Origin of the sequence: Streptomyces sp. NRRL F-5755 (genome assembly GCF_001279365.1) — a bacterium.
GTDB classification, from domain to species: Bacteria; Actinomycetota; Actinomycetes; order Streptomycetales; family Streptomycetaceae; genus Streptomyces; species Streptomyces rimosus.
The window spans coordinates 110,121-133,966 of record NZ_LGCW01000262.1 but is presented as its reverse complement, the minus strand read 5'-3'; the positions used below and the strand labels follow the sequence as shown (position 1 = coordinate 133,966).

At 70.9% G+C, this 23,846-nt stretch carries 22 protein-coding genes; 12 read left to right on the top strand and 10 right to left on the bottom strand.

Annotation, left to right across the window (positions count from 1 at the left end):
- Positions 1-98: 98 nt before the first annotated feature.
- The 4 genes from ADK86_RS22475 to ADK86_RS22460 form a co-directional block, all read right to left on the bottom strand.
- On the bottom strand, positions 99-1,193 hold the full coding sequence (locus tag ADK86_RS22475; protein WP_053698191.1) for a S1C family serine protease: 1,095 nt from the start codon (positions 1,191-1,193) through the stop codon (positions 99-101).
- 15 nt (positions 1,194-1,208) lie between these two features.
- Entirely contained in the window at positions 1,209-3,041 is a 1,833-nt protein-coding gene (locus ADK86_RS22470; RefSeq protein ID WP_053698225.1) for an ABC transporter ATP-binding protein, read from the bottom strand.
- 133 nt (positions 3,042-3,174) lie between these two features.
- Complete coding sequence (locus ADK86_RS22465) at positions 3,175-3,903, bottom strand: methyltransferase domain-containing protein (RefSeq protein WP_053698190.1); 729 nt, start codon at positions 3,901-3,903, stop codon at positions 3,175-3,177.
- A gap of 86 nt (positions 3,904-3,989) precedes the next feature.
- Positions 3,990-4,586 carry a DUF3043 domain-containing protein gene (locus ADK86_RS22460; RefSeq protein ID WP_078952190.1) on the bottom strand — a complete coding sequence of 199 codons (597 nt, stop codon included), beginning with the start codon at positions 4,584-4,586 and terminating at the stop codon, positions 3,990-3,992.
- 305 nt (positions 4,587-4,891) lie between these two features.
- Between ADK86_RS22460 and ADK86_RS22455 the strand changes: the two genes are divergently transcribed.
- The 5 genes from ADK86_RS22455 (at position 4,892) to ADK86_RS22435 (ending at position 11,630) form a co-directional block, all read left to right on the top strand.
- Entirely contained in the window at positions 4,892-5,692 is an 801-nt protein-coding gene (locus ADK86_RS22455; protein ID WP_078882152.1) for a PspA/IM30 family protein, read from the top strand.
- Between the two features lie 69 nt (positions 5,693-5,761).
- Positions 5,762-6,040: a PspA-associated protein PspAA gene (gene pspAA / locus ADK86_RS22450; protein WP_053698188.1), complete on the top strand. Its 279-nt coding sequence runs from the start codon at positions 5,762-5,764 to the stop codon at positions 6,038-6,040.
- A 237-nt stretch (positions 6,041-6,277) separates the two neighbouring features.
- Positions 6,278-7,576 carry a sensor histidine kinase gene (locus tag ADK86_RS22445; RefSeq protein ID WP_063789059.1) on the top strand — a complete coding sequence of 433 codons (1,299 nt, stop codon included), beginning with the start codon at positions 6,278-6,280 and terminating at the stop codon, positions 7,574-7,576.
- Complete coding sequence (locus ADK86_RS22440) at positions 7,573-8,259, top strand: response regulator transcription factor (RefSeq protein ID WP_053698186.1); 687 nt, start codon at positions 7,573-7,575, stop codon at positions 8,257-8,259. Before ADK86_RS22445 ends, ADK86_RS22440 begins: the two co-directional genes overlap by 4 nt.
- 206 nt (positions 8,260-8,465) lie before the next feature.
- Positions 8,466-11,630: an efflux RND transporter permease subunit gene (locus ADK86_RS22435; RefSeq protein WP_053698185.1), complete on the top strand. Its 3,165-nt coding sequence runs from the start codon at positions 8,466-8,468 to the stop codon at positions 11,628-11,630.
- Between the two features lie 69 nt (positions 11,631-11,699).
- On the opposite strand, the gene ADK86_RS22430 is transcribed toward ADK86_RS22435, so the two are convergent.
- Positions 11,700-11,900: a DUF397 domain-containing protein gene (locus ADK86_RS22430; protein ID WP_053698184.1), complete on the bottom strand. Its 201-nt coding sequence runs from the start codon at positions 11,898-11,900 to the stop codon at positions 11,700-11,702.
- Entirely contained in the window at positions 11,879-12,724 is an 846-nt protein-coding gene (locus tag ADK86_RS22425) for a helix-turn-helix domain-containing protein (protein ID WP_053698183.1), read from the bottom strand. Before ADK86_RS22425 ends, ADK86_RS22430 begins: the two co-directional genes overlap by 22 nt.
- A 138-nt stretch (positions 12,725-12,862) precedes the next feature.
- On the opposite strand from ADK86_RS22425, the gene ADK86_RS22420 reads away from it, so the two are divergent.
- Together ADK86_RS22420 and ADK86_RS22415 are read left to right on the top strand one after the other, a co-directional pair.
- Positions 12,863-13,252: a hypothetical protein gene (locus ADK86_RS22420; protein ID WP_063789058.1), complete on the top strand. Its 390-nt coding sequence runs from the start codon at positions 12,863-12,865 to the stop codon at positions 13,250-13,252.
- Positions 13,253-13,396: 144 nt separating this feature from the next.
- Entirely contained in the window at positions 13,397-13,945 is a 549-nt protein-coding gene (locus tag ADK86_RS22415) for a Uma2 family endonuclease (RefSeq protein WP_394298538.1), read from the top strand.
- Between the two features lie 115 nt (positions 13,946-14,060).
- Here the strand turns inward: ADK86_RS22415 and nadA are convergent, their stop codons facing one another.
- Positions 14,061-15,248 (bottom strand): quinolinate synthase NadA, encoded by a 1,188-nt coding sequence (gene nadA / locus ADK86_RS22410; RefSeq protein WP_053698182.1) that lies wholly within the window; start codon positions 15,246-15,248, stop codon positions 14,061-14,063.
- A 331-nt stretch (positions 15,249-15,579) separates the two neighbouring features.
- Between nadA and ADK86_RS22405 the strand changes: the two genes are divergently transcribed.
- Positions 15,580-15,933 (top strand): HesB/IscA family protein, encoded by a 354-nt coding sequence (locus tag ADK86_RS22405; RefSeq protein ID WP_030593232.1) that lies wholly within the window; start codon positions 15,580-15,582, stop codon positions 15,931-15,933.
- Positions 15,934-16,030: 97 nt separating this feature from the next.
- Here the strand turns inward: ADK86_RS22405 and ADK86_RS22400 are convergent, their stop codons facing one another.
- Both ADK86_RS22400 and ADK86_RS22395 read right to left on the bottom strand, forming a co-directional pair.
- Positions 16,031-17,542 (bottom strand): hypothetical protein, encoded by a 1,512-nt coding sequence (locus ADK86_RS22400; protein ID WP_053698181.1) that lies wholly within the window; start codon positions 17,540-17,542, stop codon positions 16,031-16,033.
- 99 nt (positions 17,543-17,641) lie between these two features.
- Positions 17,642-17,887, bottom strand: a complete 246-nt coding sequence (locus tag ADK86_RS22395; RefSeq protein WP_053698180.1) for a hypothetical protein — start codon at positions 17,885-17,887, stop codon at positions 17,642-17,644.
- A gap of 141 nt (positions 17,888-18,028) precedes the next feature.
- Between ADK86_RS22395 and ADK86_RS22390 the strand changes: the two genes are divergently transcribed.
- Positions 18,029-19,003: a carbohydrate kinase family protein gene (locus tag ADK86_RS22390; RefSeq protein ID WP_053698179.1), complete on the top strand. Its 975-nt coding sequence runs from the start codon at positions 18,029-18,031 to the stop codon at positions 19,001-19,003.
- Positions 19,004-19,051: 48 nt separating this feature from the next.
- Here the strand turns inward: ADK86_RS22390 and ADK86_RS22385 are convergent, their stop codons facing one another.
- Positions 19,052-20,440 carry a cysteine desulfurase/sulfurtransferase TusA family protein gene (locus ADK86_RS22385; RefSeq protein ID WP_053698178.1) on the bottom strand — a complete coding sequence of 463 codons (1,389 nt, stop codon included), beginning with the start codon at positions 20,438-20,440 and terminating at the stop codon, positions 19,052-19,054.
- Positions 20,441-20,721: 281 nt separating this feature from the next.
- On the opposite strand from ADK86_RS22385, the gene coxB reads away from it, so the two are divergent.
- The 3 genes from coxB to ADK86_RS22370 are packed head-to-tail and all read left to right on the top strand — an operon-like array spanning position 20,722 to position 23,806.
- Positions 20,722-21,684 (top strand): cytochrome c oxidase subunit II, encoded by a 963-nt coding sequence (coxB, locus tag ADK86_RS22380; RefSeq protein ID WP_030593220.1) that lies wholly within the window; start codon positions 20,722-20,724, stop codon positions 21,682-21,684.
- On the top strand, positions 21,681-23,411 hold the full coding sequence (ctaD, locus tag ADK86_RS22375; RefSeq protein WP_053698177.1) for a cytochrome c oxidase subunit I: 1,731 nt from the start codon (positions 21,681-21,683) through the stop codon (positions 23,409-23,411). Before coxB ends, ctaD begins: the two co-directional genes overlap by 4 nt.
- Positions 23,408-23,806, top strand: a complete 399-nt coding sequence (locus ADK86_RS22370) for a cytochrome c oxidase subunit 4 (protein ID WP_030593216.1) — start codon at positions 23,408-23,410, stop codon at positions 23,804-23,806. Before ctaD ends, ADK86_RS22370 begins: the two co-directional genes overlap by 4 nt.
- Positions 23,807-23,846: the final 40 nt, after the last annotated feature.

The following is a 23,846-nucleotide window of genomic DNA, read 5'->3' as shown; positions in this document are numbered from 1 at the left end:
GGCCCCCCCGCCGAGCCATCCCGGCCGGGGCCCGCTGTATCCGTACCGGCCAGTGCCCGCCAGAGCCGTACCGGCCGGCACCCACCGCCCCGACCTGCTCAGATCGTCCCGAGTGTGACCCGTACCGTCTTCTGCTCCCCGTCCCGGTCGACCGTCACCTCCACCTTGTCGCCGGGCTTGTGGCCCGCCAGCGCCTCCGACAGGTCCTGCATGGTGCGGACGGCGGTCCCGTCGAACTTCACGACGATGTCGCCCGCCTTGATGCCCGCCTGATCGGCCGGGCCGCCCTCCTTGACGCTCGCGACGCTCACACCGGCGCCCTCGAAGTCCTGGCCGACGATGGTGCGGCCGGTGATGCCGAGCGCCGCCCGGCCCGAGTTGGTGACCTTGCCGTCCTTGATGATCTGGTCGGCGATGTTGCGGACGGTGGAGGCCGGGATGGCGAAGCCGATGCCCGGGGCCGCGCCCTCGCCCATCTGCGGGTCGGTGGCGGCCAGCGTGGGGATGCCGATGACCTGGTCGGAGAGGTTGACCAGGGCGCCGCCGCTGTTGCCCGGGTTGATGGCGGCGGAGGTCTGCACCACGTTGGCGAGGGTGGCGCCCGTACCGCCGCCGCTGCTCGGCTCGCTGACGGTGCGTCCGGTCGCCGAGACGATGCCCTGGGTGACGCTGCCGGACAGCCCCAGCGGGCTGCCCATGGCGAGCACGATCTGCCCGATCTCCACCTTGGCGGAGTCGCCGAAGGTGGCCGGCTTCAGATCGCCCGGCGCCTTGTCGATCTTGATGACGGCGAGATCCTGCTCCGGGTACGAGGCGACCAGCGAGGCGTTCAGCGAGCGGCTGCCCCGTGCCGTGGTCACCTTGAACGTCTTCTCCTGGCCGACGACATGCGCGTTGGTGACGATGTGCCCGCGCGCGTCGTAGACCACCCCCGAGCCCAGCCCCTCCCCGGTGGTGATCTGGACGACCGACGGCAGCACGTCCTTCACCACCCTCTGGTAGGCGTTCTGCAGGTCGGTGCTGACGCTGGGGGCCGCCGCCTTCGCGGGGGAGGTGGCGGGGGCCGACGAGGGGGACCGGTCGGCGGAGTCGGGCGAGCCCGAACCGGAGCAGCCGGCCATCAGCGCGGTCGCGCACAGGGCGGCCGCCGCGGCGACCGCCGCCCTGTGCGGGGAAGTCGGTGAAGGCGTCATGCCTGGAGTGTCCCGTCAGGGCGCCTGATTCGCCCGGTCATCCGGCGCCGTGGCGAGAAACTGCGTCGCCGCCAACTCCCCGTACAGCGGATCGCTCGCCACCAGCTCCGCGTGCGTACCGACCGCGCGCACCCGTCCCGCCTCCATCACCACGATCCGGTCCGCGAGCGTGACGGTGGACAGCCGGTGCGCCACCACGAGCACCGTGGTCGTACGGGCGGCCTCCGCGACGGTGTCCCGCAGTGCCAGTTCGTTGACCGCGTCCAGCTGCGAGGTCGCCTCGTCCAGGAGCAGCAGCCGCGGCTCGCGCAGCAGCGCCCGCGCGATCGCCACGCGCTGCCGCTCGCCGCCGGACAGCTTGCTGCCGCGGTGGCCCACCGGCGTCTCCAGGCCCTCCGGCAGTCGCTCGACCAGGCCGTCCAGCCGGGTCCTGGTCAGGACGCGGGCCAGCTGGTCGTCGGTGGCGCCGGGTGCCGCGAACAGCAGGTTCTCGCGCAAGGTGCCGGACAGGACGGGGGCGTCCTGCTCGACGTAGCCGATCTGGGCGCGCAGCCGTTCCAGCGGCCAGTCCCGTACGTCCGTGCCGTCGATCAGCACCCGGCCGCCGTCCGCCTCGTAGAACCGCTCCACCAGCCCGAAGACGGTGGACTTGCCGGCGCCGGACGGGCCGACGAACGCCGTCATGCCGCCGCCGGGCACCACGAAGTCCACGCCGTGGTGGACGGGCGGCAGGTCCGGGCGGTAGCGGAAGGTGACCCCTTCGAAGGCGACGCTCGCGGGCTTCGCGGGGGCGGCGGCCCCGGTCCCTTCCTGATCCCCTGCCTCCAGGGGCTCCGTCTCCAGGTCCTCCGCCTCCGCCATCCGGGCGATCGCCGCCGACCCCACCTGGTAGGCGGACGCCGCCTCTACCAGCCGGGATATCGGGTCGATCAGGTAGAAGAGGTACAGCAGGAACGCGACCAGGGTGGCGATGTCGGTGGCCCCCGAGGCCACCCGTGCGCCGCCGACGCCCAGTACGGCCAGGAAGGAGACCTGGACCGCGAGCCCCACCGAGGACATCGCGAGGGACTGCCACTTCGCGGCCCGTATGCCGCCGCGCCACGCCTCGCGCGCGGCCGCCTCGATGGCCGCCTCCTCCCGCCGCTCCGCGCCGGACGCCTTGACCGTACGGAACGCGCCGAACGTCCGCTCCAGCGCCGTGGAGATCGCCCCCACGGCCTCCTGCGCCCGCTTCGTCGCCTTGGAGATCTGCGGCATGACCAGCCCCATGGAGCTGCCGATCAGCACGATCACCGCGACCGTCACCCCGAGCAGCACCGGCTCCAGCAGGGCCATGAACACGATCGCGCCGACCAGGGTGGCGAGGCCGGTCCCGGCGGACACCAGCGACTGGGTGGTGATCGCGCGCAGCAGTGTGGTGTCCGCGGTGACCCGGGACATCAGGTCGCCGGGCTTGCTGCGGTCCACCGCGGGCATCCGCAGCCGCAGCAGCCGGGCGACGAGCCGGCGCCGGGCGGCGAGCACCACGGACTCCGCGGTGCGTTCCAGGACGTACGCGCCGACCGCTTCCGCCACGGCGCCCGCCACCACCAGCGCGGTCAGCAGCACCAGCAGCATGGTGATCGACTCGTTTACGCCCAGGCGCTCGACCAGCGCCTTGGCGGCCAGCGGCTGGACGAGGCCGGCGGCCGAGCCGGCCAGGGTCAGCAGCCCGCCCAGGGCGATGGCGGCGCGGTGCGGCCGGATGTGGCCGTACAGCACGCGCCAGGTCTTGCGGACGGGGAGGGAGGGCTGCGGGGGCTCCGCTTCGGCGGTGGCCGAGGCGGTTCTCGGGGTCTCGGTGCTCACGAAGAACAAGACGCGGGAGAGGGGCGATTACCTGTCTTTTACCCGTAGGGGATTTCGCACAGGGCGCAGGTGGCGCGGGGGACAGGGGCCGGGGCGCGCGCCCGTGCGCACGCCCGGTTGCGCGCCCGCGCTCCTAGCGTCCCTCGCTCCCCGTTCCGCCCCGTACGCCGCACAGGTGCAGCAGTGCGGCCACCGAGCGGTACGGGTCGGTGCGCCCGGCCCGGTCCTCCGCGGCCAGCAGCCGTTCCAGCTCGCCGTCGGCGGGCAGCGGCGCGTCGTCCGCCGCGGTGTCGGTGAAGATCCGTACGCCGTACCAGGTCTCCAGCGGCGCGCCGATTCCGTCGAGCGTGGCGGTCAGCGCCGCCAGGCGGTCGGCGCGCGCCTTCAGGCCGAGGCGGTTGACGTACTCGGCGGAGTCGAAGGCCGCCAGCGCGCCGTCCCAGTCGCCGGACAGTCCCGGCCGCATCGCGAGCGCGTCGGCGTTGCGCACCACCAGGGACAGCAGGCCGCCGGGCGCCAGGACGCGGGCCAGCCCGGCCAGCATCGGGTCCGGCTCCGCCACGTACATCAGCACGCCGTGGCACAGCACCACGTCGAAGGCGCCGGGGAGGAAGTGCACGCCGGTGTCCCGGCCGTCGCCCTCGATGAGCTCGACGCGCTCCTGGATGCCGGCCGGTTCCTCCGCGAGGGCCGCGCGGGCGGCCGCCAGCATCGAGGGGTCGGCCTCCACGCCGGTGATCTTGTGGCCGGCGCGGGCCAGCCGCAGCGCCTGGGTGCCCTGGCCCATGCCCACGTCGAGCACCCGCAGCCGCTGTCCCACCGGGAAGCGCGCCGAGATCTGCTCCTCCAGCTGGCGGGCCACCAGCTCCTGGCGGACCGTGTTGCGCAGTCCGCCCAGCCCGCCCAGCCACCGTCCGGCGCCGGGCGAGAAGCCCGAAGGGGTCGTGTTCAGGGCTGCTCTCCGCGCTTGACCTGCGGCTTCGGCAGACGCAGCCGGCGCATCTGGAGGGTGCGCATCAGGGCGTACGGCCTGACGCCCTTCAGGTTCTCGTTCGGGAAGCGTTGCTTGAGGCGCTTGCCCAGCGAGAACCACAGGACGAACGAGTCGACCACGATCAGCACGATGATGAACAGCCACAGCAGCAGCGCGATGTTCTGGATCCCCGGCTGCCGCAGCATCGTCAGCACCAGGATGATCACGGCCATCGGCAGGAAGAACTCCGCGACGCACCAGCGCGAGTCGACGAAGTCGCGCGCGAAGCGGCGCACCGGGCCCTTGTCGCGCACCGGCAGGAACCGCTCGTCACCGTTGGCCAGTGCCTCGCGCTGCCGGGCCATGTCGGCGCGGCGCGCCTCACGCGCGGCCTTCTGCGCCTCCTTGCGGTTGGCCGGCGTGTGCGCGCGCGTGCGGCGCTGCGCCTGCGCCTGGTTGCGCTTCGGCGTCGGGCGGCCCTTCGGGGCCTGCGGGTCGCGGGGCTGCTTGGGCTCGGACGCGGTCACCTTGGCGGTCGCGGCCTGCTCATCCTTCGAACGGCTTCGGAACACATACGCAAGGGTACGGGTACGCGGTGCATGGACCACAGCGGCGTGGGGAACGATCCGGCAACGGCGCGGTCCCGTGACCGGTGCGACGCCAGGGATGTAACGGGGTGAAAAGGACGGGCGGTGGGGTCCCCGGGCGTTCCCTACTCCCTGCGCCGGAGGACCGGGCCGTCCTGATCGTCCTGCAGGAGGAGCGCATCCGGGTCCGAACAGTGCGGTAATGGAACCCGGGCCCGTACTGTGGGGTCTGTAGATGTGCTGGAGCCGAAGCCCGATGTAACTCGGTCAGAAGGGGGCGCGCGAGGCCCATGAGCGGTGTCATGAAGCGGATGGGGATGATCTTCCGCGCGAAGGCCAACAAGGCCCTGGACCGGGCCGAGGATCCGCGCGAGACCCTTGACTACTCGTACCAGAAGCAGCTGGAGCTGCTCCAGAAGGTACGCCGCGGCGTCGCCGACGTGGCGACCTCCCGCAAGCGCCTGGAGCTCCAGCTCAACCAGCTCCAGGCCCAGTCCTCCAAGCTGGAGGACCAGGGTCGCAAGGCCCTCTCGCTCGGCCGCGAGGACCTCGCCCGCGAGGCGCTGTCCCGCAGGGCGGCCCTCCAGCAGCAGGTCACCGACCTGGAGACGCAGCACCAGACCCTCCAGGGCGAGGAGGAGAAGCTCACCCTCGCCGCCCAGCGCCTCCAGGCCAAGGTCGACGCCTTCCGTACGAAGAAGGAGACGATCAAGGCCACCTACACCGCCGCCCAGGCGCAGACCCGGATCGGCGAGGCGTTCTCCGGCATCTCCGAGGAGATGGGCGACGTCGGCATGGCCATCGAGCGCGCCGAGGACAAGACCGCGCAGATGCAGGCCCGGGCCGGCGCCATCGACGAACTGCTCGCCTCCGGCGCGCTGGACGACCCGTCCGGCATGGCCAAGGACGACATCGCCGCCGAGCTGGACCGGCTCTCCGGCGGTACGGACGTCGAGCTGGAGCTCCAGCGCATGAAGGCCGAGCTGGCGGGCCCGGGCGCCGACAAGCAGGCCATCGAGGGCGGCCAGGCGGGCCAGGGGCAGCAGGCCCCGCAGGCGCAGCCCGGGCAGCCGCGTTTCGACAAGCAGTGACGGCCGGCGGCGGTTAGCCTCGTCGCGACCGCCGCACCGGATCACACACCGGACCAGAAGGAGACCGTCGTGATCGTACGGATCATGGGGGAGGGGCAGGTGAAGCTCGACGACGCGCACTTCGTCGAGCTGAACAAGCTGGACGACGAGCTGCTCGACGAGATGGAGAGCGGCGACGAGGACGGCTTCCGGCGCACCCTGAGCGCCCTTCTGGACGCGGTACGCCGCCTGGGCACCCCACTGCCGGACGACTCCCTGGAGCCGTCCGAACTGATCCTGCCCGCCGAGGACGCGACCCTCGACGAGGTCAAGGAGATGCTCAGCGACGACGGGCTGATTCCGGGGTGAGACGACGGCTTTGTGCCGGGCCGGGGCGGCGGCCCGATCCCGGGCCGACCGGCCGCCGCCGGTCGACCGGACCGACCGGGTACCGGCTACCGGGCTGACCGGCCACCGGCCTCCGGGGCGACCGTCACCGACTTCCGGACCGCCCCGCCCGGCCACCGGCCACCGCTCGGCCCGTACGACCTCCAGCGCAGGCAGCGCCCCGGACCCCGCGTGGGGCCGGGGCGCTACCGTTTCCCCGTGACTCCCCTCGCCCCCGGGCAGGCCGGCCCGCGTCCGGGCGGCGGCCCGCTCGCCTGGATACGCGCCCACCCGCGCGCCTGCGACACCGTGCTGGCGCTCGCCGTCTTCGTGGCCATCCTGATCGGCGCGATGGCCGGTCCGCACGGTCCGCACGGCCCCCGCTTCGGCGAACGCGACCTGACCGTCACCACCGCGGTCCTCGCCGCCGTCGCCAGCGGCGCCCTGGCGGTGCGCCGCCGCTTCCCGCGCAGCGTGCTGGCGGTGACCGGCGTCTGCACCGTCCTCGAACTCCTCCTGGAAACCGAGGCGCCGCGCGCCCCGGTCGCCTGCTCCGTGGTCATCGCGCTGTGCACCCTCGCCGCCCGTACGGACCGCTCCACCACCTGGCGCGTCGGCGCGCTGACCGTCGTGGTGCTCACCGCCGCCGCGATGCTCTTCGGGGCCCGCCCCTGGTACGCGCAGGAGAACCTGGGGATCTTCGCCTGGACCGGCATGGCCGCCGCGGCCGGTGACGCGGTCCGCAGCCGCCGCGCCTTCGTCGCCGCCATACGGGAGCGGGCCGAACGCGCCGAGCGGACCCGCGAGGAGGAGGCCCGGCGCCGCGTCGCCGAGGAGCGCATGCGGATCGCCCGCGAGCTGCACGACGTGGTCGCCCACCACATCGCCCTGGTCAATGTGCAGGCCGGGGTCGCCTCGCACGTCATGGACAGCCGCCCCGACCAGGCCAAGCAGGCCCTGGCCCACGTACGCGAGGCGTCCCGCTCCGCCCTGGACGAACTGCGGGCCACCGTCGGCCTGTTGCGCCAGTCCGACGACCCGCGGGCCCCCACCGAACCCGCGCCCGGCCTGGCCGTTCTCGACCACCTCGTCGACGGTTTCGTACGCGCCGGCCTCCCTGTCGACCTCGACGTACCGCGCCCGGCGGACGCGCTGCCCGCCGCCATCGACCTGACCGCGTACCGCATCGTTCAGGAAGCCCTGACCAACGTGCACAAACACGCAGGCCAGGGCGCCCGCGCGACGGTCCGCATCACCCGTGACGCCGACGCCCTGACGGTCATGGTCCTGGACGACGGCACCGGCCCGGACCCCGGCCCTGGCGCCCCGGAACCCGGCGGCGGCCACGGCCTGATCGGCATGCGCGAACGCGTCGAAGCCCTGCGCGGCACCGTCGAGACCGGCCCCCGCCCGACCGGCGGCTTCCGGATACACGTACGCCTGCCCCTTCACACCGACCCAGCCACCCACCAGGCCGGAGCGTCCGGCCGCTGCTGCCGCACGGGGGAGACCGGATGACCATCAAGGTGCTGCTCGCCGACGACCAGGCCCTGCTCCGCAGCGCCTTCCGCATCCTCGTGGACTCCGAGCCCGACATGGAGGTGGTGGGGGAGGCGTCCGACGGGGCCGAGGCGTACGAGCTGACGCGGGCCACGGGGGCCGATGTGGTGCTGATGGACATCCGGATGCCGGGTGTGGACGGCCTCGCCGCCACCCGCATGATCACCGCCGATCCGGACCTGACCGCCGTACGCGTGGTCATCCTGACCACCTTCGAGGTGGACGACTACGTGGTGCAGGCGCTGCGCGGCGGGGCCAGCGGGTTCCTCGGGAAGGGGGCCGAGCCGGACGAACTGCTCGCCGCCATCCGGATCGCGGCGGCCGGGGAGGCACTGCTGTCACCGGCCGCGACGAAGGGGCTGATCGCCAAGTTCCTCGCGCAGGGGGAAGGGCCCGGCGAGGGCGGGGCCGGGCGGCCGGGGGCGGCCGAGCTGGGGACGCTGACCGGGCGGGAGCGGGAGGTGCTCGTGCTGGTCGCGGGCGGGCTGTCGAACGACGAGATCGCCGGGGAGCTGGCGGTCAGCCCGCTGACGGTCAAGACGCACGTCAACCGGGCCATGGCCAAGCTGGGGGCGCGCGACCGGGCGCAGCTGGTGGTCATCGCGTACGAATCGGGGCTGGTCCGGCCGCGGGTGCGGTAGGCCCGCGGGTGCAGTGGGGGGTGGAGACCGGCGTACTCCGAACGCGGTAGTCGGGTGGGGCGGAAACCGACCTGCGAGCGAGGAAAAGCGCGTGGGGCATGGCGGATCGTTTAGTCGGGCCAGTGGTGCCCGCCCGCCGGAACGCCGTACGACCACGCCGCGGTTACGACCACGCCGTAGTACAGAACAGAAGAGAGACCCCACCCATGTCCTGGCTGTCCCGACTCAGCCTCGTACAACGGGGCCTGATAGCGCTGATGTCGATCGTCGCGATCGCCTTCGGCGCCATCGCGATCCCCCAGCTCAAACAGCAGCTCCTGCCCACCATCGAACTGCCCATGGTGTCCGTGCTGGCGCCCTACCAGGGTGCCTCGCCCGATGTCGTCGAGAAGCAGGTGATCGAACCGCTGGAGGACGGAATCCAGGCGGTCGACGGCATCAAGGGCGTCACCTCGACGGCGAGCGAGGGCTCGGCCGTCATCATGGCCCAATTCGACTACGGCAACGACTCCAAGCGGCTGGTCGCCGATGTGCAGCAGGCCGTCAACCGGGCCCGCGCCAAGCTGCCGAAGGACGTGGACCCGCAGGTCGTGGCCGGTTCGACGGACGACATCCCGGCCGTCGTGCTCGCCGTGTCCGCGGCGGGCAAGGACCAGCAGGCGCTCGCCGACCAGCTCGACCGCAGCGTGGTGCCGGACCTGAAGAACATCGGCGGCGTCGGCCAGGTCACCGTCAACGGCGTCCAGGACCGCGTCGTCGCCGTCACCCCCGACGACGCCAAGCTGGCGCGGGCCGGGCTGACGGCCGCGGCGCTCGGGCAGGCGCTGGAGGCGAACGGCGCGTCCGTACCGGCCGGTTCGTTCGCCGAGAAGGGCCGGAGCAACACGGTCCAGGTCGGTTCCGGCTTCACCTCCGCGCAGCAGATACGGGACCTGACGGTCACCCCGGCGGCGGGTCCCGGTGGGGCCGGGAGCGCTTCGGCCGGCAAGTCCGTACGCCTCGGTGACATGGCCACCGTCAAGGAGGAGTCGGCCACCCCGACCTCCATCACCCGCACCAACGGCAGGCCCAGTCTGGCCGTCATGGTGACCATGGGCCAGGACGGCAGCGCCGTGGACATCTCGGAGGCGGTCAAGGACAAGCTGCCCGAGATCCGTACGGCGCTGGGCAAGGGCGCCGAGGTCACGGTCGTCTCCGACCAGGGCCCGGCGGTCTCGAAGTCCATCGAGTCGCTGACCACCGAAGGTCTGCTCGGCCTGGTCATGGCCGTGATCGTGATCCTGGTCTTCCTGCTCAGCCTGCGCTCGACGCTGGTCACCGCGGTCTCCATCCCGCTGTCCGTCGTCATCACGCTGATCGTGCTGTGGACCGGCGACCTGTCGCTGAACATGCTCACCCTCGGCGCGCTGACCATCGCCATCGGGCGCGTCGTGGACGACTCGATCGTCGTCCTGGAGAACATCAAACGGCACCTCGGCTACGGCGAGGAGCGGCAGCAGGCCATCCTCACCGCCGTCCGCGAGGTGGCCGGCGCGATCACCTCCTCCACCCTGACGACGGTGGCGGTCTTCCTGCCCATCGGCGTGGTGGGCGGCATGGTCGGCGCCCTCTTCGGCTCGTTCTCGATCACCGTCACGGTCGCCCTGCTCGCCTCCCTCCTCGTCTCCCTGACCGTCGTCCCGGTCCTCTCCTACTGGTTCCTGCGCGCGCCGAAGATCCCCGAGGGCACCGACCCCGAGGAACTGCGCCGGGCCGCCGAGGCCAAGGAGAGCGGCAGCCCGCTCCAGCGCCTGTACGTCCCCGTCCTGCGCTTCGCGACGCGCCGCCGTATCACCAGCGTCGTCATCGCCGTCGTCGTCCTCCTCGCCACCTTCGGCATGGCCCCGCTCCTGAAGACCAACTTCTTCGACCAGGGCGACCAGGACACGCTCAGCGTCAAGCAGGAGCTGACGCCGGGGACCAGCCTCGCCGCGTCCGACGCGCAGGCGAAGCGGGTGGAGAAGGTCCTCGCCGGGATGGACGAGGTCGCCGACTACCAGGTCACCGTCGGCTCGTCCGGCTTCATGGCGGCCTTCGGCGGCGGCAGCGGCGCCAACCAGGCGTCGTACCAGGTCAAGCTGAAGGACGCGGCGGACTCCGGGAAGGTCACCGACAAGCTCCGCGCCGCACTCGGCAAGCTCGGCAAGGACATCGGCGAGACCACCGTCTCGGCCGGTGGCGGCGGCTTCGGCAACCAGGACCTGAGCGTGGTGGTCAAGGCCGCCGACGCGGACGTACTGAAGAAGGCGTCCGAGCAGGTACGGGCCACCGTCGCCGGCCTCGACCACGTCACCGACGTGCAGAGCGACCTGTCCCGCAGCGTGCCGCGGATCTCCGTGCAGGCCAATGCGAAGGCGGCGGAGGCCGGTTACAGCCAGGCCGCGCTCGGCCAGGTCGTCGCCCAGGCGGTGCGCGGCACCACCAGCGGCAAGGCCATGATCGACAACGCCGAGCGGGACATCGTCATCAAGTCCGCCCACCCGGTCACGTCCGAGGCCGCGCTGCGCGACCTGGCCGTACCGACCCCGGCCGGCCCCGCCAAGCTCGGCGACCTGGCCACCATCCGTACGGTCGCGGGCCCGGTCCGGACCACCCGTATCGACGGCGCCCGGTCCGCCACGATCACCGCCAAGCCGACCGGTGACAACACCGGCGCGGTCACCGCCCAGCTCCAGTCCAAGATCAAGGCGCTGCACCTGCCGGAGGGCGCCACCGCCGAGATCGGCGGCGTCTCGTCCGACCAGACCGAGGCGTTCTCCTCCCTCGGCCTGGCCATGCTGGCCGCCATCGCGATCGTCTTCATGCTGCTGGTCGGCACCTTCCGGTCCCTCGTCCAGCCGCTGATCCTCCTCGTCTCGATCCCCTTCGCGGCGACCGGCGCGATCGGCCTGCTGGTCGCGACGGGCACCCCGATGGGCGTCCCGGCGATGATCGGCATGCTGATGCTGATCGGCATCGTCGTCACCAACGCGATCGTGCTGATCGACCTGATCAACCAGTACCGGTCGCAGGGCTACGGCATCGTCGAAGCCGTCATCGAGGGCGGCCGCCACCGCCTCCGCCCCATCCTCATGACGGCCCTCGCCACGATCATGGCCCTCCTCCCGATGGCCCTGTCCGTCACCGGCGACGGCGGCTTCATCTCCCAGCCCCTGGCCGTGGTCGTCATCGGCGGCCTGATCACATCCACGCTGCTGACGCTGCTGCTGGTACCGACGCTGTACGCGATGATCGAATTGCGGAAGGAACGGCGGGCGGCGAAGAAGACGGCCCGCCGGGCCGAGGAATCCGACAAGAGCGAGCCCCGCACGCCGGAGCCTGCGGGGGTCTGAGACGCCCGGAGCGCTTGACGCATATGGCTCAGCCCGTCCCGAGGAGGTTCTGGGACGGGCTGAGGTGCGTCAGGCCGTCTTGAGGGCGTCGATGAATGCGGTCCAAGAGGTGGTGGGGAAGGTGAGTATGGGGCCGTGGGGGGTTTTGCTGTCGCGTACGGGGACGAAGCCGGGGATGTCTTCGGCGATCTCGACGCAGTTGCCCCCGTTGGCGTTGCTGTAACTGCTCTTACGCCAGCGAGCGGTGCTCAGCTCGGGGGTGTTCGGCATGGCTGGTAAGCCTCCATCGCTTTTCGGATCAGACTGGCCGACTCCGCAGGCGAGAGTGCGATGGCGCGCAGCACCTCGTACTGCCGCCGCCACGGTTTCACCGCGTCCGCCGCCTCGTAGAGGTGACTGGCCTTGATGCCTTCTTCATAGGCCACCGAGGAGCCGTTGGGGAGCGTCAGCAAAGTCAGTGCGCCGCTCATCAGGGTGTGTAGGCCTGCACTGAACGGAACGACCTGGACCTTGCTGTGTGAAGTATCCGCTTGCCCCAACAGGGAAGCCAGCTGTTCGTACATGCATTCTTCGCCGCCAGCCTGCCTACGGATCACGGATTCGTCGATGATTGCCCACCGATAGGGAGGGCCACCAGAACGTTGGCTTGCTTGGCGTGACAGCCGGGCAGCGACGAGCTTCTCGATCTGCTCACTGGTCCAGCAGTCGAGGCTGCGGAACAACTCCCTGGCGTACGCCTCCGTCTGGAGTGGCCCAGGAACGACCTGTGGCTCGTAGTTCTCGATCGTCTCGGCCCGCTCCTCCAGATCCATGAACCGCCGGTACTGATCCGGATGCGCCTCCCGCTTCGCCAGCTGGTACAGCCCATAGAAGTGCTCGCCCGTGCCGAACGCGGCGTCCAGCCTGGGCGGGAGGTCGTACGGCGCCAGCAGCTCCGCCGTCTCGATGCGCGCCAGCGTGCTCTTGCTGGAGTTGACCACGGTCGCCAGCTGCACCAGCGACAGCTTTGCCGCCTCGCGGTGGCGGCGCTGTTCGGAGCCGAAGTAGTGGCGGGCGGATACGTACGGGGTCAGGGCCCGGGCGGTGAATTTCATGGGGGGTGCGCCTCTCTGCCGTCCCATTCTCAACAGAGGGATGTGCCGCTCCTGTTGAGACCCACGTCACATAGTGACGATGGTGATGCACACGGTAGCCACCGCGTGCCCGAGTGTGCCGGAGAAGGCGGGATATTCATGTGTCAACCCCTCGCGGGGCACGGCGGGCCGCTGCGCCTGCTGCCCTGGACCACGCCCACGGGCGGGGCGTGCTACCTCGATACGGATGATCCGGGGAGTCTGCTGTCGGCGGTCGCCGACGAGGCGGAGGAGGAGCTGTTGCGGGCCGCGGAGGCGCTGGTGGCCGAGTCGGAGCCGACGCCGGTCCCGGCCGGTGCGGACTCGTCGTGGGAGCTGCGCCGCGTGCTGATCCGCTACGACCGGGCGCTGCGCGACGTCCTGCGTATCGCGGTCAGCCGGGGCGCGCGGCTGGCGCAGGCGGGGGAGCGGCCCTGTGATCACGGGACGACCGAGCGGTGCGGCGGCAAGACGTTCTGCTGCGGCTGCCGACGGCAGATCTACCTCTGAGCCGGGCCGTGGGCCGTGTCCGGCAGCCGCATCAACTACGCTGGCATCAGCCGTCCGACCGCGTCCGCGATCCGGGATCAAGGCCCCTGACCGCCGTCTTCGAGGCGCCTGGAGGAAGCCGTGACCGCCGAACTCCCCGACTGGATGATCCCGCCCAGGCCCAGTGGCTGGGAAGCCGACGACCTCGACCACCTCCCTCAGGCGCCGCGGCACACCGAACTCATCGACGGAGCCCTGATCTTCATGATGTCGCCGCAGCGGTCCTGGCACTCCCGACTGGTGGAGAACCTGACCTTCGCGTTGCGGCAATCCGCCCCTGCCGGGTTCGAGACCGAGCGGGAAATGACCGTCCGGCTCGACAAGAAGAGCCGCCCCGAGCCGGACATCCTGGTCACCACCGCCGCGTACGATCCCGACCGGACCTGGTACTCGCCCGAAGACGTTGCCCTAGTCATCGAAGTCGTCTCGGAGGAATCAGCGGACCGTGACAGGTCCCTGAAGCCCTTCAAGTACGCGCAAGCCAAGATCCCCCACTTCTGGCGCATCGAGGACGAGGCCGGTGCCCCCGCCGTCCACACCTACGAATTCGACGGCATGACCGGCGCATATGTGGCCACCGGCATTCACCGGGACCGGCTGAAGGTTTCCGTCCCGTTCCTCGTCGACATCGACCTCGACAGCCTCGTGCCCTGACCCCGGCTGCCGTGCGTCACGGCTCCACCACGTGGCCGTGGGGCCCGCACCGGCCTCCCCGCCCGGTGCGGGCCCCACGGGCCTCGGCCCTGCGTGCCAAAGGCGCGCCCACCCCCTACGGCAGCGCCAGCATCCGCTCCAGCGCCAGCTTCGCGAAGCTTTCCGTCTCCGGGTCCACCTGGATGCGGTTGACGACCTTGCCGTCGGCCAGGGATTCGAGGGCCCAGACCAGGTGGGGGAGGTCGATGCGGTTCATGGTGGAGCAGAAGCAGACCGTCTTGTCGAGGAAGACGATTTCCTTGTCCTCGGCGGCGAAGCGGTTGGCCAGGCGGCGGACCAGGTTCAGTTCGGTGCCGATGGCCCACTTGGTGCCGGCGGGGGCGGCTTCGAGGGTCTTGATGATGTATTCGGTGGAGCCCACGTAGTCCGCCGCCGCCACGACCTCGTGCTTGCACTCGGGGTGGACCAGGACGTTCACGCCGGGTATGCGGGCCCGTACGTCCTCGACGGATTCGAGGGAGAAGCGGCCGTGCACGGAGCAGTGGCCGCGCCACAGGATCATCTTGGCGGCGCGCAGCTGCTCGGCGGTGAGGCCGCCGTTCGGCTTGTGCGGGTTGTAGACGACGCAGTCGTCCAGGGACATGCCCATGTCGCGGACGGCCGTGTTGCGGCCCAGGTGCTGGTCGGGCAGGAACAGGACCTTCTCGCCCTGTTCGAAGGCCCAGTCCAGCGCGCGCTTGGCGTTGGAGGAGGTGCAGATCGTGCCGCCGTGCTTGCCGGTGAACGCCTTGATGTCGGCGGAGGAGTTCATGTACGAGACGGGCACGACCTGCTCGGCCACGCCGGCCTCGGTGAGCACGTCCCAGCACTCGGCGACCTGCTCGGCCGTGGCCATGTCGGCCATGGAGCAGCCGGCGGCCAGGTCGGGCAGGACGACCTGCTGGTCGTCGGTGGTCAGGATGTCGGCGGACTCGGCCATGAAGTGCACACCGCAGAAGACGATGTACTCGGCGTCCGGCCGGGCCGCCGCGTCGCGCGCCAGCTTGAAGGAGTCGCCGGTCACGTCGGCGAACTCGATGACCTCGTCGCGCTGGTAGTGGTGGCCGAGGACGAAGACCTTGTCCCCGAGCTTCGCCTTGGCGGCGCGGGCACGCTCGACCAGACCGGGGTCGGACGGAGCCGGCAGGTCACCGGGGCAGTCCACGCCGCGCTCGCTCTTGGGGTCGGCCTCGCGGCCGAGGAGGAGCAGCGCGAGCGGGGTCGGCTGGACGTCCAGGGGCTGGGCGGTGGTCACGACACGCACCCTCTCTTTCCGTGAATTCAGCGCGGCGTAGCCGCTCCGGTGGAGCCCGTGCTTGCACCGGAGGCAAGGCCGCGCCCGGGGCCGGTGCTGGTGGCGCCGAGGCCCTTTTCGTCGGTTTGACGTTATCTATCATAACCGCTTCACGTCAGTTTGACGATGGCCATCGTGTCGATGTGACGCATCCCTGTGCCGCGGCCGTCCGCACCCCGCCGCGGGTGTGCGAGCATGAAGACGGAAGGCCCACAACACGTCGCGCCCAGCCGGAATTAATCCGGGGCCCCATCGGTTACAGCCGAGGGCAAGCGGTCCGTACAACCCGGGAGAGATCTAGATGAGCGTTCAGGACGAGACCACCGTCGGCGACGGCATCATCCTGTCCGACGCGGCCGCGTCGAAGGTGAAGGCCCTGCTGGAGCAGGAAGGCCGCGACGACCTCGCGCTGCGGGTGGCCGTTCAGCCCGGCGGCTGCTCCGGACTGCGCTACCAGCTCTTCTTCGACGAGCGGTCGCTGGACGGCGATGTCGTCAAGGACTTCGACGGCGTCAAGGTCGTCACCGACCGGATGAGCGCCCCGTACCTGGGCGGCGCCTCCATCGACTTCGTCGACACCATCGAGAAGCAGGGCTTCACGATCGACAACCCGAACGCCACGGGCTCCTGCGCCTGCGGCGACTCCTTCAACTGAGTCGACGGCCCGGACGTCAGCGCGTCACCGCGTACGACGGCGGCGCCCCCTGCCCAGGGGGCGCCGCCGTCGTCGTGTACGTACGGGTCCGCGGCCGTTACTTCGCCGGGACCTCCTTACCCGTCGCCGCGTCGATCACATCCCGCCCCGCCAGCGGCTTGTCCAGCGGCACCGTCTGCGTGAACTCCTTCGCCATCTTCACGCAGATCTGGTTCGGCTTCTTGTCCTTGCCGATCACCTCGGCCTTGACGCTCTTGCCGGTCTGCTCGGCGGTCGCCGAGTACGTGCTGCACACGCCGCCCCAGAAGTGCAGCTTCAGGGACTTGCCGTCCGCGCCGAGGGAGTACGACTCCAGGCTCATCGCCCCGGCCTTGCCCGACGGCTTGCCGCTGTTCGGCGGCTGAGCGGAGGCGCTGCCGTCGCCCTTCTTGACGTACTTCGGGTCCACCGCGGGGTGGGTGACCGTGCCGCCGCCCGCCCGCTGCACCTTGTACAGCCATGAGGGCACCAGCGCCGGGCGGCCGCTGACGTACTGCATCGAGAGCCCGAAGACCGCGCCGGTCACATCGGCGGGCTTGCGCGCGGAGGCGTTGCCCACGCACGGCTCGACATCCTGGCCGTCGGCCTTGTCCTGCTTCTGCGGCTCGGCCGTCGCACAGCCGCCGGTGCCGGAGTTCGCGCCGCCGTGCGCCGCGTTCAGCCGCTCCAGCGTCTTCTCCGCGCTCTGTACGGGGTACGTGTCGCCCTTGACCGGCTGCGCCAACTGCCCGCTGCCGCCGACGACCTGGCCGTCCGAGCCGACCTGGATGTCGCTCTGCCAGCCGTACGTGGGCAGCCCGCCGATCACCGGGTTCGCGCTGACGGTCCGTACCGCGCCGGACAGCCCGCTCGCGTCCAGCTTGGCATCCTTCTGGCCGAGGGCCGCGAGCACCGGCTGCGCGGCCTGCTTCGCCTTCTCCGGGGAGACGGCGTCCTTTTCGCCGCTCTCGTCGCCCGTGCGGCAGCCGGGCCCGCTCGCCTGCGAGCCGTCCGAGCCCTTGCCGGACTCCGCACAGCCGGTCCCGTTGGGCGTCCCGTACTGCGAGTACGTCCATGCGCCGGAACCGCTCTTGGCCACCTGGAGGACGGGGCTGCGCGCGTCCCGCGTCAGGCCGCCCACCTTCCAGGAGTCGCCGTCCGAGCGGACCTCGCCGGGCAGGTCCAGGGCCTTGGCCAGCCGGGCCACGGCCTCCTGGGAGACCGGGCCGCGCGGCTGGTAGACGGGTGCGGAGGAGGGGCCTTCGGGCAGCTTGCCGGTCGCCCGGTAGCCCGAGCCCGACGGGTCGGGCTCGCCGGGGGCGATCCCGGCGTGCGAGCCGGTGCCCTTGCCCGTCGCGTAACCGTCCAGGGCCAGCGGCGGCGGGCCGCCCTCGGGACGGGCGCCGGCGCCGCTGTCCCCGCCGCCGGAGGCGGTCGAGGCCCAGTACGCCGCGCCGCCGCCGGCCAGCAGCACGGCCGCGGCCACCGAGGCCGCGATCAGCGGGCTGCGCCGGCGCCGGGCGGTGGTCTCCTGCGTGTCGTCGGTGGAATGCTCCCCGCCGGACGCGGGGGAGGTGTCCTCGGTGCTCACCGCTTCGCTCCTTCGGCTCCGCTGAACAACTGACGTGCCCTCCTCCGTGGGGAGGACGCCGGTTGGACGGAGCCGGAGCGTCCGCGGTTCCCTCCGGTCTCAGTCGCCGTACTCGGACATCCCGCTGACCAGGGCCGCGGAGGACGCGGGAACGGTGATGCCGTGCAGCTCGCGGGCGGGCGGCTGGGGCGCCTGCGGGCCGCTGCGCCAATGTGGCGCCATCCGCGCGCAGTCGCCCAGCAACTGGGCCATCGACTCCGGCTCGGCGGAGCCGGGGGAGCGGCGGGAGGCGGCGGCGCGAACGCCGGACGAATGGGATGTGACGCCCTTCACATGCTTGGTCATACCGGCACCGTACGCATCTGCCGGACCGCGAAGAAAGCCCTACTAAGGGGTAGTTTCGCCTGGTGGGGGGAGATCAGGACACCCGGTACCGTTGACCAACGTCCGTCCCGTCCTTCCGCCTCCCGCAGGAGCAGACCCGTCGTGCGTATCGCAGTCACCGGCTCCATCGCCACCGACCACCTGATGACCTTCCCCGGCCGTTTCGCCGATCAGCTGGTCGCCGACCAGCTGCACACGGTCTCCCTCTCCTTCCTGGTCGACGAACTCGACGTACGGCGCGGCGGCGTCGGCGCCAACATCTGCTTCGGCATGGGGCAGCTCGGCACCGCCCCGATCCTGGTCGGCGCGGCCGGCAACGACTTCGAGGAGTACCGCGCCTGGCTCGACCGGCACGGCGTGGACACCCGCTCGGTGCGCATCTCCGAGGTCAAGCACACCGCCCGGTTCGTGTGCACCACCGACGCCGACCACAACCAGATCGGCTCCTTCTACACCGGCGCGATGAGCGAGGCGCGGCTGATCGAGCTGCACACCGTCGCCGAGCGCGTCGGCGGCCTCGACCTCGTCCTGATCGGCGCGGACGACCCCGAGGCGATGGTCCGGCACACCGAGGAGTGCCGCACCCGCGGCATCCCGTTCGCCGCCGACTTCTCCCAGCAGATCGCGCGGATGGACGGCGAGGGCATCCGCACCCTCACCGAGGGCGCCGCGTACCTCTTCAACAACGAGTACGAAAAGGGCCTGATCGAGTCCAAGACCGGCTGGACCTCCGAGGAGATCCTCGCCAAGGTCGGTACCCGGGTCACGACGCTGGGTGCCGACGGCGTGCGCATCGAGCGGGCCGGACAGCCGGACATCGTCGTCGGTACGGCCGAGGAGAAGGCCAAGGCCGACCCGACCGGCGTCGGCGATGCCTTCCGCGCCGGCTTCCTGTCCGGCCTGGCCTGGGGCGTCGGCCTGGAGCGCGCCGCCCAGATCGGCTGCATGCTGGCGACGCTGGTCATCGAGACCGTCGGCACCCAGGAGTACGAGCTGCACCGCAGCCACTTCATGGACCGCTTCACCAAGGCGTACGGCCACGAGGCCGCGGACGAGATCCGGGCGCATCTGGCCTGATCCGGTCGCCAGGCGGGGCGGCGGGCCCGGAGAGGCCCGCCGCTTCGCTCAGACCCGGCGCCGCACCACATACGCGGCGCCGCGCTCCGCCGGCCGCTCGCCCACGTACTCCTGCCCCCGCATCTCGCACCACGCGGGAATGTCCAGCCGCGCCGCCTCGTCGTCCGCCAGGACGGTCAGCGTGGCGCCCACCGGTACGTCGCCGATCACCTTCGCCAGCTCGATGACGGGCAGCGGGCAGCGCTTGCCGAGCGCGTCCACGACCGGGCCGGCGGTCTCCGGCCCGGCGGTCTTCGGTTCGGCGGCCGCCGGGGCGCCCAGCTGTTCCCGTACGGAACGGACCGCCTCCGGGAGGACGGCCAGAAAGCGGTCCACGTCGGCCTCGGCGGTGCCGGCCGGCAGCGACACCCGTACGTTGCCCTCCGAGAGCACGCCCATCGCCCGCAGCACATGGCTCGGCGTCAGCGTGCTCGACGTGCAGGACGACCCGGACGAGACGGCGAAGCCCGCCCGGTCCAGCTCGTGCAGCAGCGTCTCTCCGTCGACATAGAGACACGAGAAGGTCACCACGTGGGGGAGCCGGCGCAGCGGATCGCCGACGACCTCGGTGTCCGGCACCGACGCGGCCACCCGGGCCCGGATACGGTCCACCAGCTCCCGCAGCCGCGCCCCCTCGGCCGCCGCCTCGGCCTGTACGGCGCGCAGCGAGGCCGCCGCCGCGACCACGGCGGGCAGGTTCCCGAAGCCCGGTACCCTGCCGGACTCGCGCTCGTCCTGCGGGCCCTGCGGCGCGAACCGGGTGCCTTTACGGACCACCAGCAGCCCCACGCCGGGCGGCCCGCCCCACTTGTGGGCGCTGCCCGTCAGCAGCGACCAGGCGCCGCCCACCGGGCCCCAGGGCAGCGACTGGGCGGCGTCCACCAGCAGCGGCACCTCCGCCTCCCGGCAGGCCGCGGCGGCCTCCTCCACGGGCTGCTCGGTGCCCACCTCGTGGTTGGCGGACTGCAGGGCCGCCAGCGCGGTGTCCGGGCGCAGCGCCGCGGCGAGGTCCCCGGCGGCCACCCGGCCCGTACGGTCCACGGCGACCTCGGTGACCGTGCCGCCCGCCGCCTCGTGGGCCGCGGCGGCGTGCAGGACGGAGGAGTGCTCCACCGCGGAGTGGACCAGATGGCGGCCGACACGCCGACGCGCGGCGAGCGTGCCGGACATGGCCGAATGCACCGCCTGCGTCCCCGAAGGGGTGAAAACCAGCTCGTCGGGCCGGCAGCCGACGGCCTCCGCCGCGGCCTCCCGCGCCGCGTCGAGCAGCAGCCGGGCGCGGCGGCCCTCCCGGTAGGGGCGGGCCGGGTCGGCCCAGCCCTCGTCGAGCGAGGCGAGCAGGGCCTCACGGGCGACCGGATGCAGGGGAGCGGCCGAGGCGGCGTCGAAGTAGGACACGCCCCTGACGCTAGCGTGTTCGGGTCCGGGCGCCGGGCACGGCGTCAGATGACCGGCGGAGCCCGGCATTCCGGCGCGCGGGGGCCGTCCCCCGGATGCCGCAGCCACCCCTTCGGAGGGCGGTGCGGCGCGTTGGGCACCCTCCCCGCGCGACCCCAAATAGCGTCCAGTAGGGTTTGGTCCGCATAAACATCCAAACCCCTGCCCGTGCCAGGGCCGGCGACCGACCAGCGAGACGGCCGCAGCCGGTCTCGCGGGCGAGACTCTCGGGAAGGCGCTACGTGAGTCCCAACGGCTCCGACCGCTCGTCGCGGCGCCCGATGCGGCGGAAGCTGCCGCAGGTGCTGGCTGCGGGACTGGTCCTGGCAACCGCGACCGGTTGCACATACAAGGACTTTCCCAACCTCGGCATGCCCAATCCGGCTACTGAAGAGGCGCCGCGGATCCTCTCCCTTTGGCAGGGCTCCTGGGCCGCCGCCCTCGCAGTGGGCGTGCTGGTGTGGGGCCTGATCATCTGGAGCTGGATCTTCCACCGCCGCAGCCGGACCAAGGTGGAGGTCCCCGCACAGACGCGGTACAACATGCCCATCGAGGCGTTGTACACCATCGTTCCGTTCATCATCATCGCGGTGCTCTTCTACTTCACCGCGCGCGATGAGAGCGAACTCCTCAAGACTTCGAAGAAGCCCGACCACGTCATCAACGTGGTGGGCTATCAGTGGAGCTGGGCGTTCAACTACCTGGAGAACGTGGACGGCAAGGCCGACACCACGAACATCAACTCCAAGGAACTCTCCGCGATCCCGGACAAGTGGAAGAAGAACGTCCCCGCCGGCGCCGACGGCGTGTACGACGAGGGCATCCCGGGCACGCGGAACCCGCAGACCGGCAACCCGGGTCCGACCCTGTGGCTGCCCAAGGGCGAGACGGTTCAGTTCGTCCTGACGTCGCGTGATGTCATCCACTCGTTCTGGGTGGTCCCGTTCCTGATGAAGCAGGACGTGATTCCCGGCCACACCAACGTCTTCGAGGTGACTCCCAACAAGGAGGGCACCTTCATGGGCAAGTGCGCCGAGCTCTGCGGCGTCGACCACTCCCGGATGCTCTTCAACGTCAAGGTCGTCTCCCCCGAGAAGTACCGGGAGCACCTGAAGGACCTGGCGAAGAAGGGCCAGACCGGTTACCTGCCGTCCGGCATCAAGCAGACGGATCACGCCAGGAACGCGGAGACCAACAACAAGTGAGCATCCTCAACGAACCTCAGGGTGCCGCCGCCGCAACGGCTGAGGCAGCACCGCCCGCACGCAAGAAGTCTCCCGGCTCCGTCGTGGTGAGCTGGCTGACGACCACTGACCACAAGACCATCGGTACGCTCTACCTGGTCACCTCGTTCGCGTTCTTCTGCATCGGCGGCCTGATGGCGCTGCTGATGCGCGCCGAGCTCGCTCGTCCCGGCACGCAGATCATGTCGAACGAGCAGTTCAACCAGGCGTTCACGATGCACGGCACGATCATGCTGCTGATGTTCGCGACGCCGCTGTTCTCCGGTTTCGCGAACTGGATCATGCCGCTGCAGATCGGCGCGCCCGACGTGGCGTTCCCGCGGCTGAACATGTTCGCGTACTGGCTGTACCTCTTCGGCTCGCTGATCGCGGTGGCCGGCTTCCTGACTCCGCAGGGCGCGGCCGACTTCGGCTGGTTCGCCTACTCGCCGCTGTCGGACGCGGTCCGCTCGCCGGGCGTCGGCGCCGACATGTGGATCATGGGTCTGGCCTTCTCCGGCTTCGGTACGATTCTCGGCTCGGTCAACTTCATCACCACGATCATCTGCATGCGCGCCCCCGGCATGACGATGTTCCGGATGCCGATCTTCACCTGGAACGTCCTGCTGACCGGTGTGCTGGTCCTGCTGGCCTTCCCGGTCCTGGCCGCCGCGCTGTTCGCCCTGGAGGCGGACCGTAAATTCGGGGCGCATGTATTCGACGCGGCCAATGGCGGCGCATTGCTGTGGCAGCACCTCTTCTGGTTCTTCGGCCACCCCGAGGTGTACATCATCGCGCTGCCGTTCTTCGGCATCATTTCCGAGGTCATTCCGGTCTTCTCCCGGAAGCCGATGTTCGGTTACATCGGTCTGATCGCGGCGACGATTTCGATCGCGGGCCTTTCGGTCACCGTGTGGGCGCACCACATGTACGTGACGGGCGGCGTCCTGTTGCCGTTCTTCTCGTTCATGACATTCCTGATCGCGGTACCGACCGGTGTGAAGTTCTTCAACTGGATCGGCACGATGTGGAAGGGCTCGCTGTCCTTCGAGACACCGATGCTCTGGGCCGTCGGCTTCCTGATCACCTTCACCTTCGGTGGTCTGACCGGCGTCATCCTGGCCTCGCCGCCGATGGACTTCCACGTCTCGGACTCGTACTTCGTCGTGGCGCACTTCCACTACGTCATCTTCGGCACCGTCGTCTTCGCGATGTTCGCCGGCTTCCACTTCTGGTGGCCGAAGTTCACCGGCAAGATGCTGGACGAGCGCCTCGGCAAGATCACGTTCTGGACGCTGTTCGTCGGCTTCCACGGCACCTTCCTCGTCCAGCACTGGCTGGGCGCCGAGGGCATGCCCCGCCGCTACGCGGACTACCTGAACGCCGACGGCTTCACCACGCTGAACACGATCTCGACGATCGCCTCGTTCCTGCTCGGCCTGTCGATGCTGCCGTTCATGTACAACGTGTGGAAGACGGCCAAGTACGGCAAGAAGGTCGAGGTCGACGACCCCTGGGGCTACGGCCGCTCGCTGGAGTGGGCGACCTCCTGCCCGCCGCCGCGGCACAACTTCCTCACCCTGCCGCGCATCCGCAGTGAATCCCCGGCGTTCGACCTGCACCACCCGGAGATCGCGGCGCTGGAGGCCCTGGAGAACGAGGGCCAGAAGGACACCGCGCTGGCCGGTGGCAAGGAGGTCGGCAAGTGAAGATCCAGGGCAAGATGTTCATCTGGCTCTCCGTCTTCGTCCTCGCCATGGCGATCGTCTATGGCGTGTGGTCGAAGGAGCCGGCGGGCACCACCGCACTGTTCCTCGCCTTCGGCCTGTGCATCATGATCGGCTACTACCTGGCCTTCACGGCCCGGCGGGTGGACGCCGGAGCGCAGGACAACGACGAGGCCGAGGTCTCCGACGACGCCGGCGAGCTGGGCTTCTTCAGCCCGCACAGCTGGCAGCCGCTCTCCCTGGGCGTCGGCGGCGCGCTCGCCTTCCTGGGCGTCGTCTTCGGCTGGTGGCTGCTCTACTTCTCGGCCCCGGTCATCCTGATCGGCCTGTTCGGCTGGGTCTTCGAGTACTACCGCGGCGAGAACCGCACGCAGTAACGCGGTCCCCGCACCGGGCGGGCCCGGACACCTCCCCAGG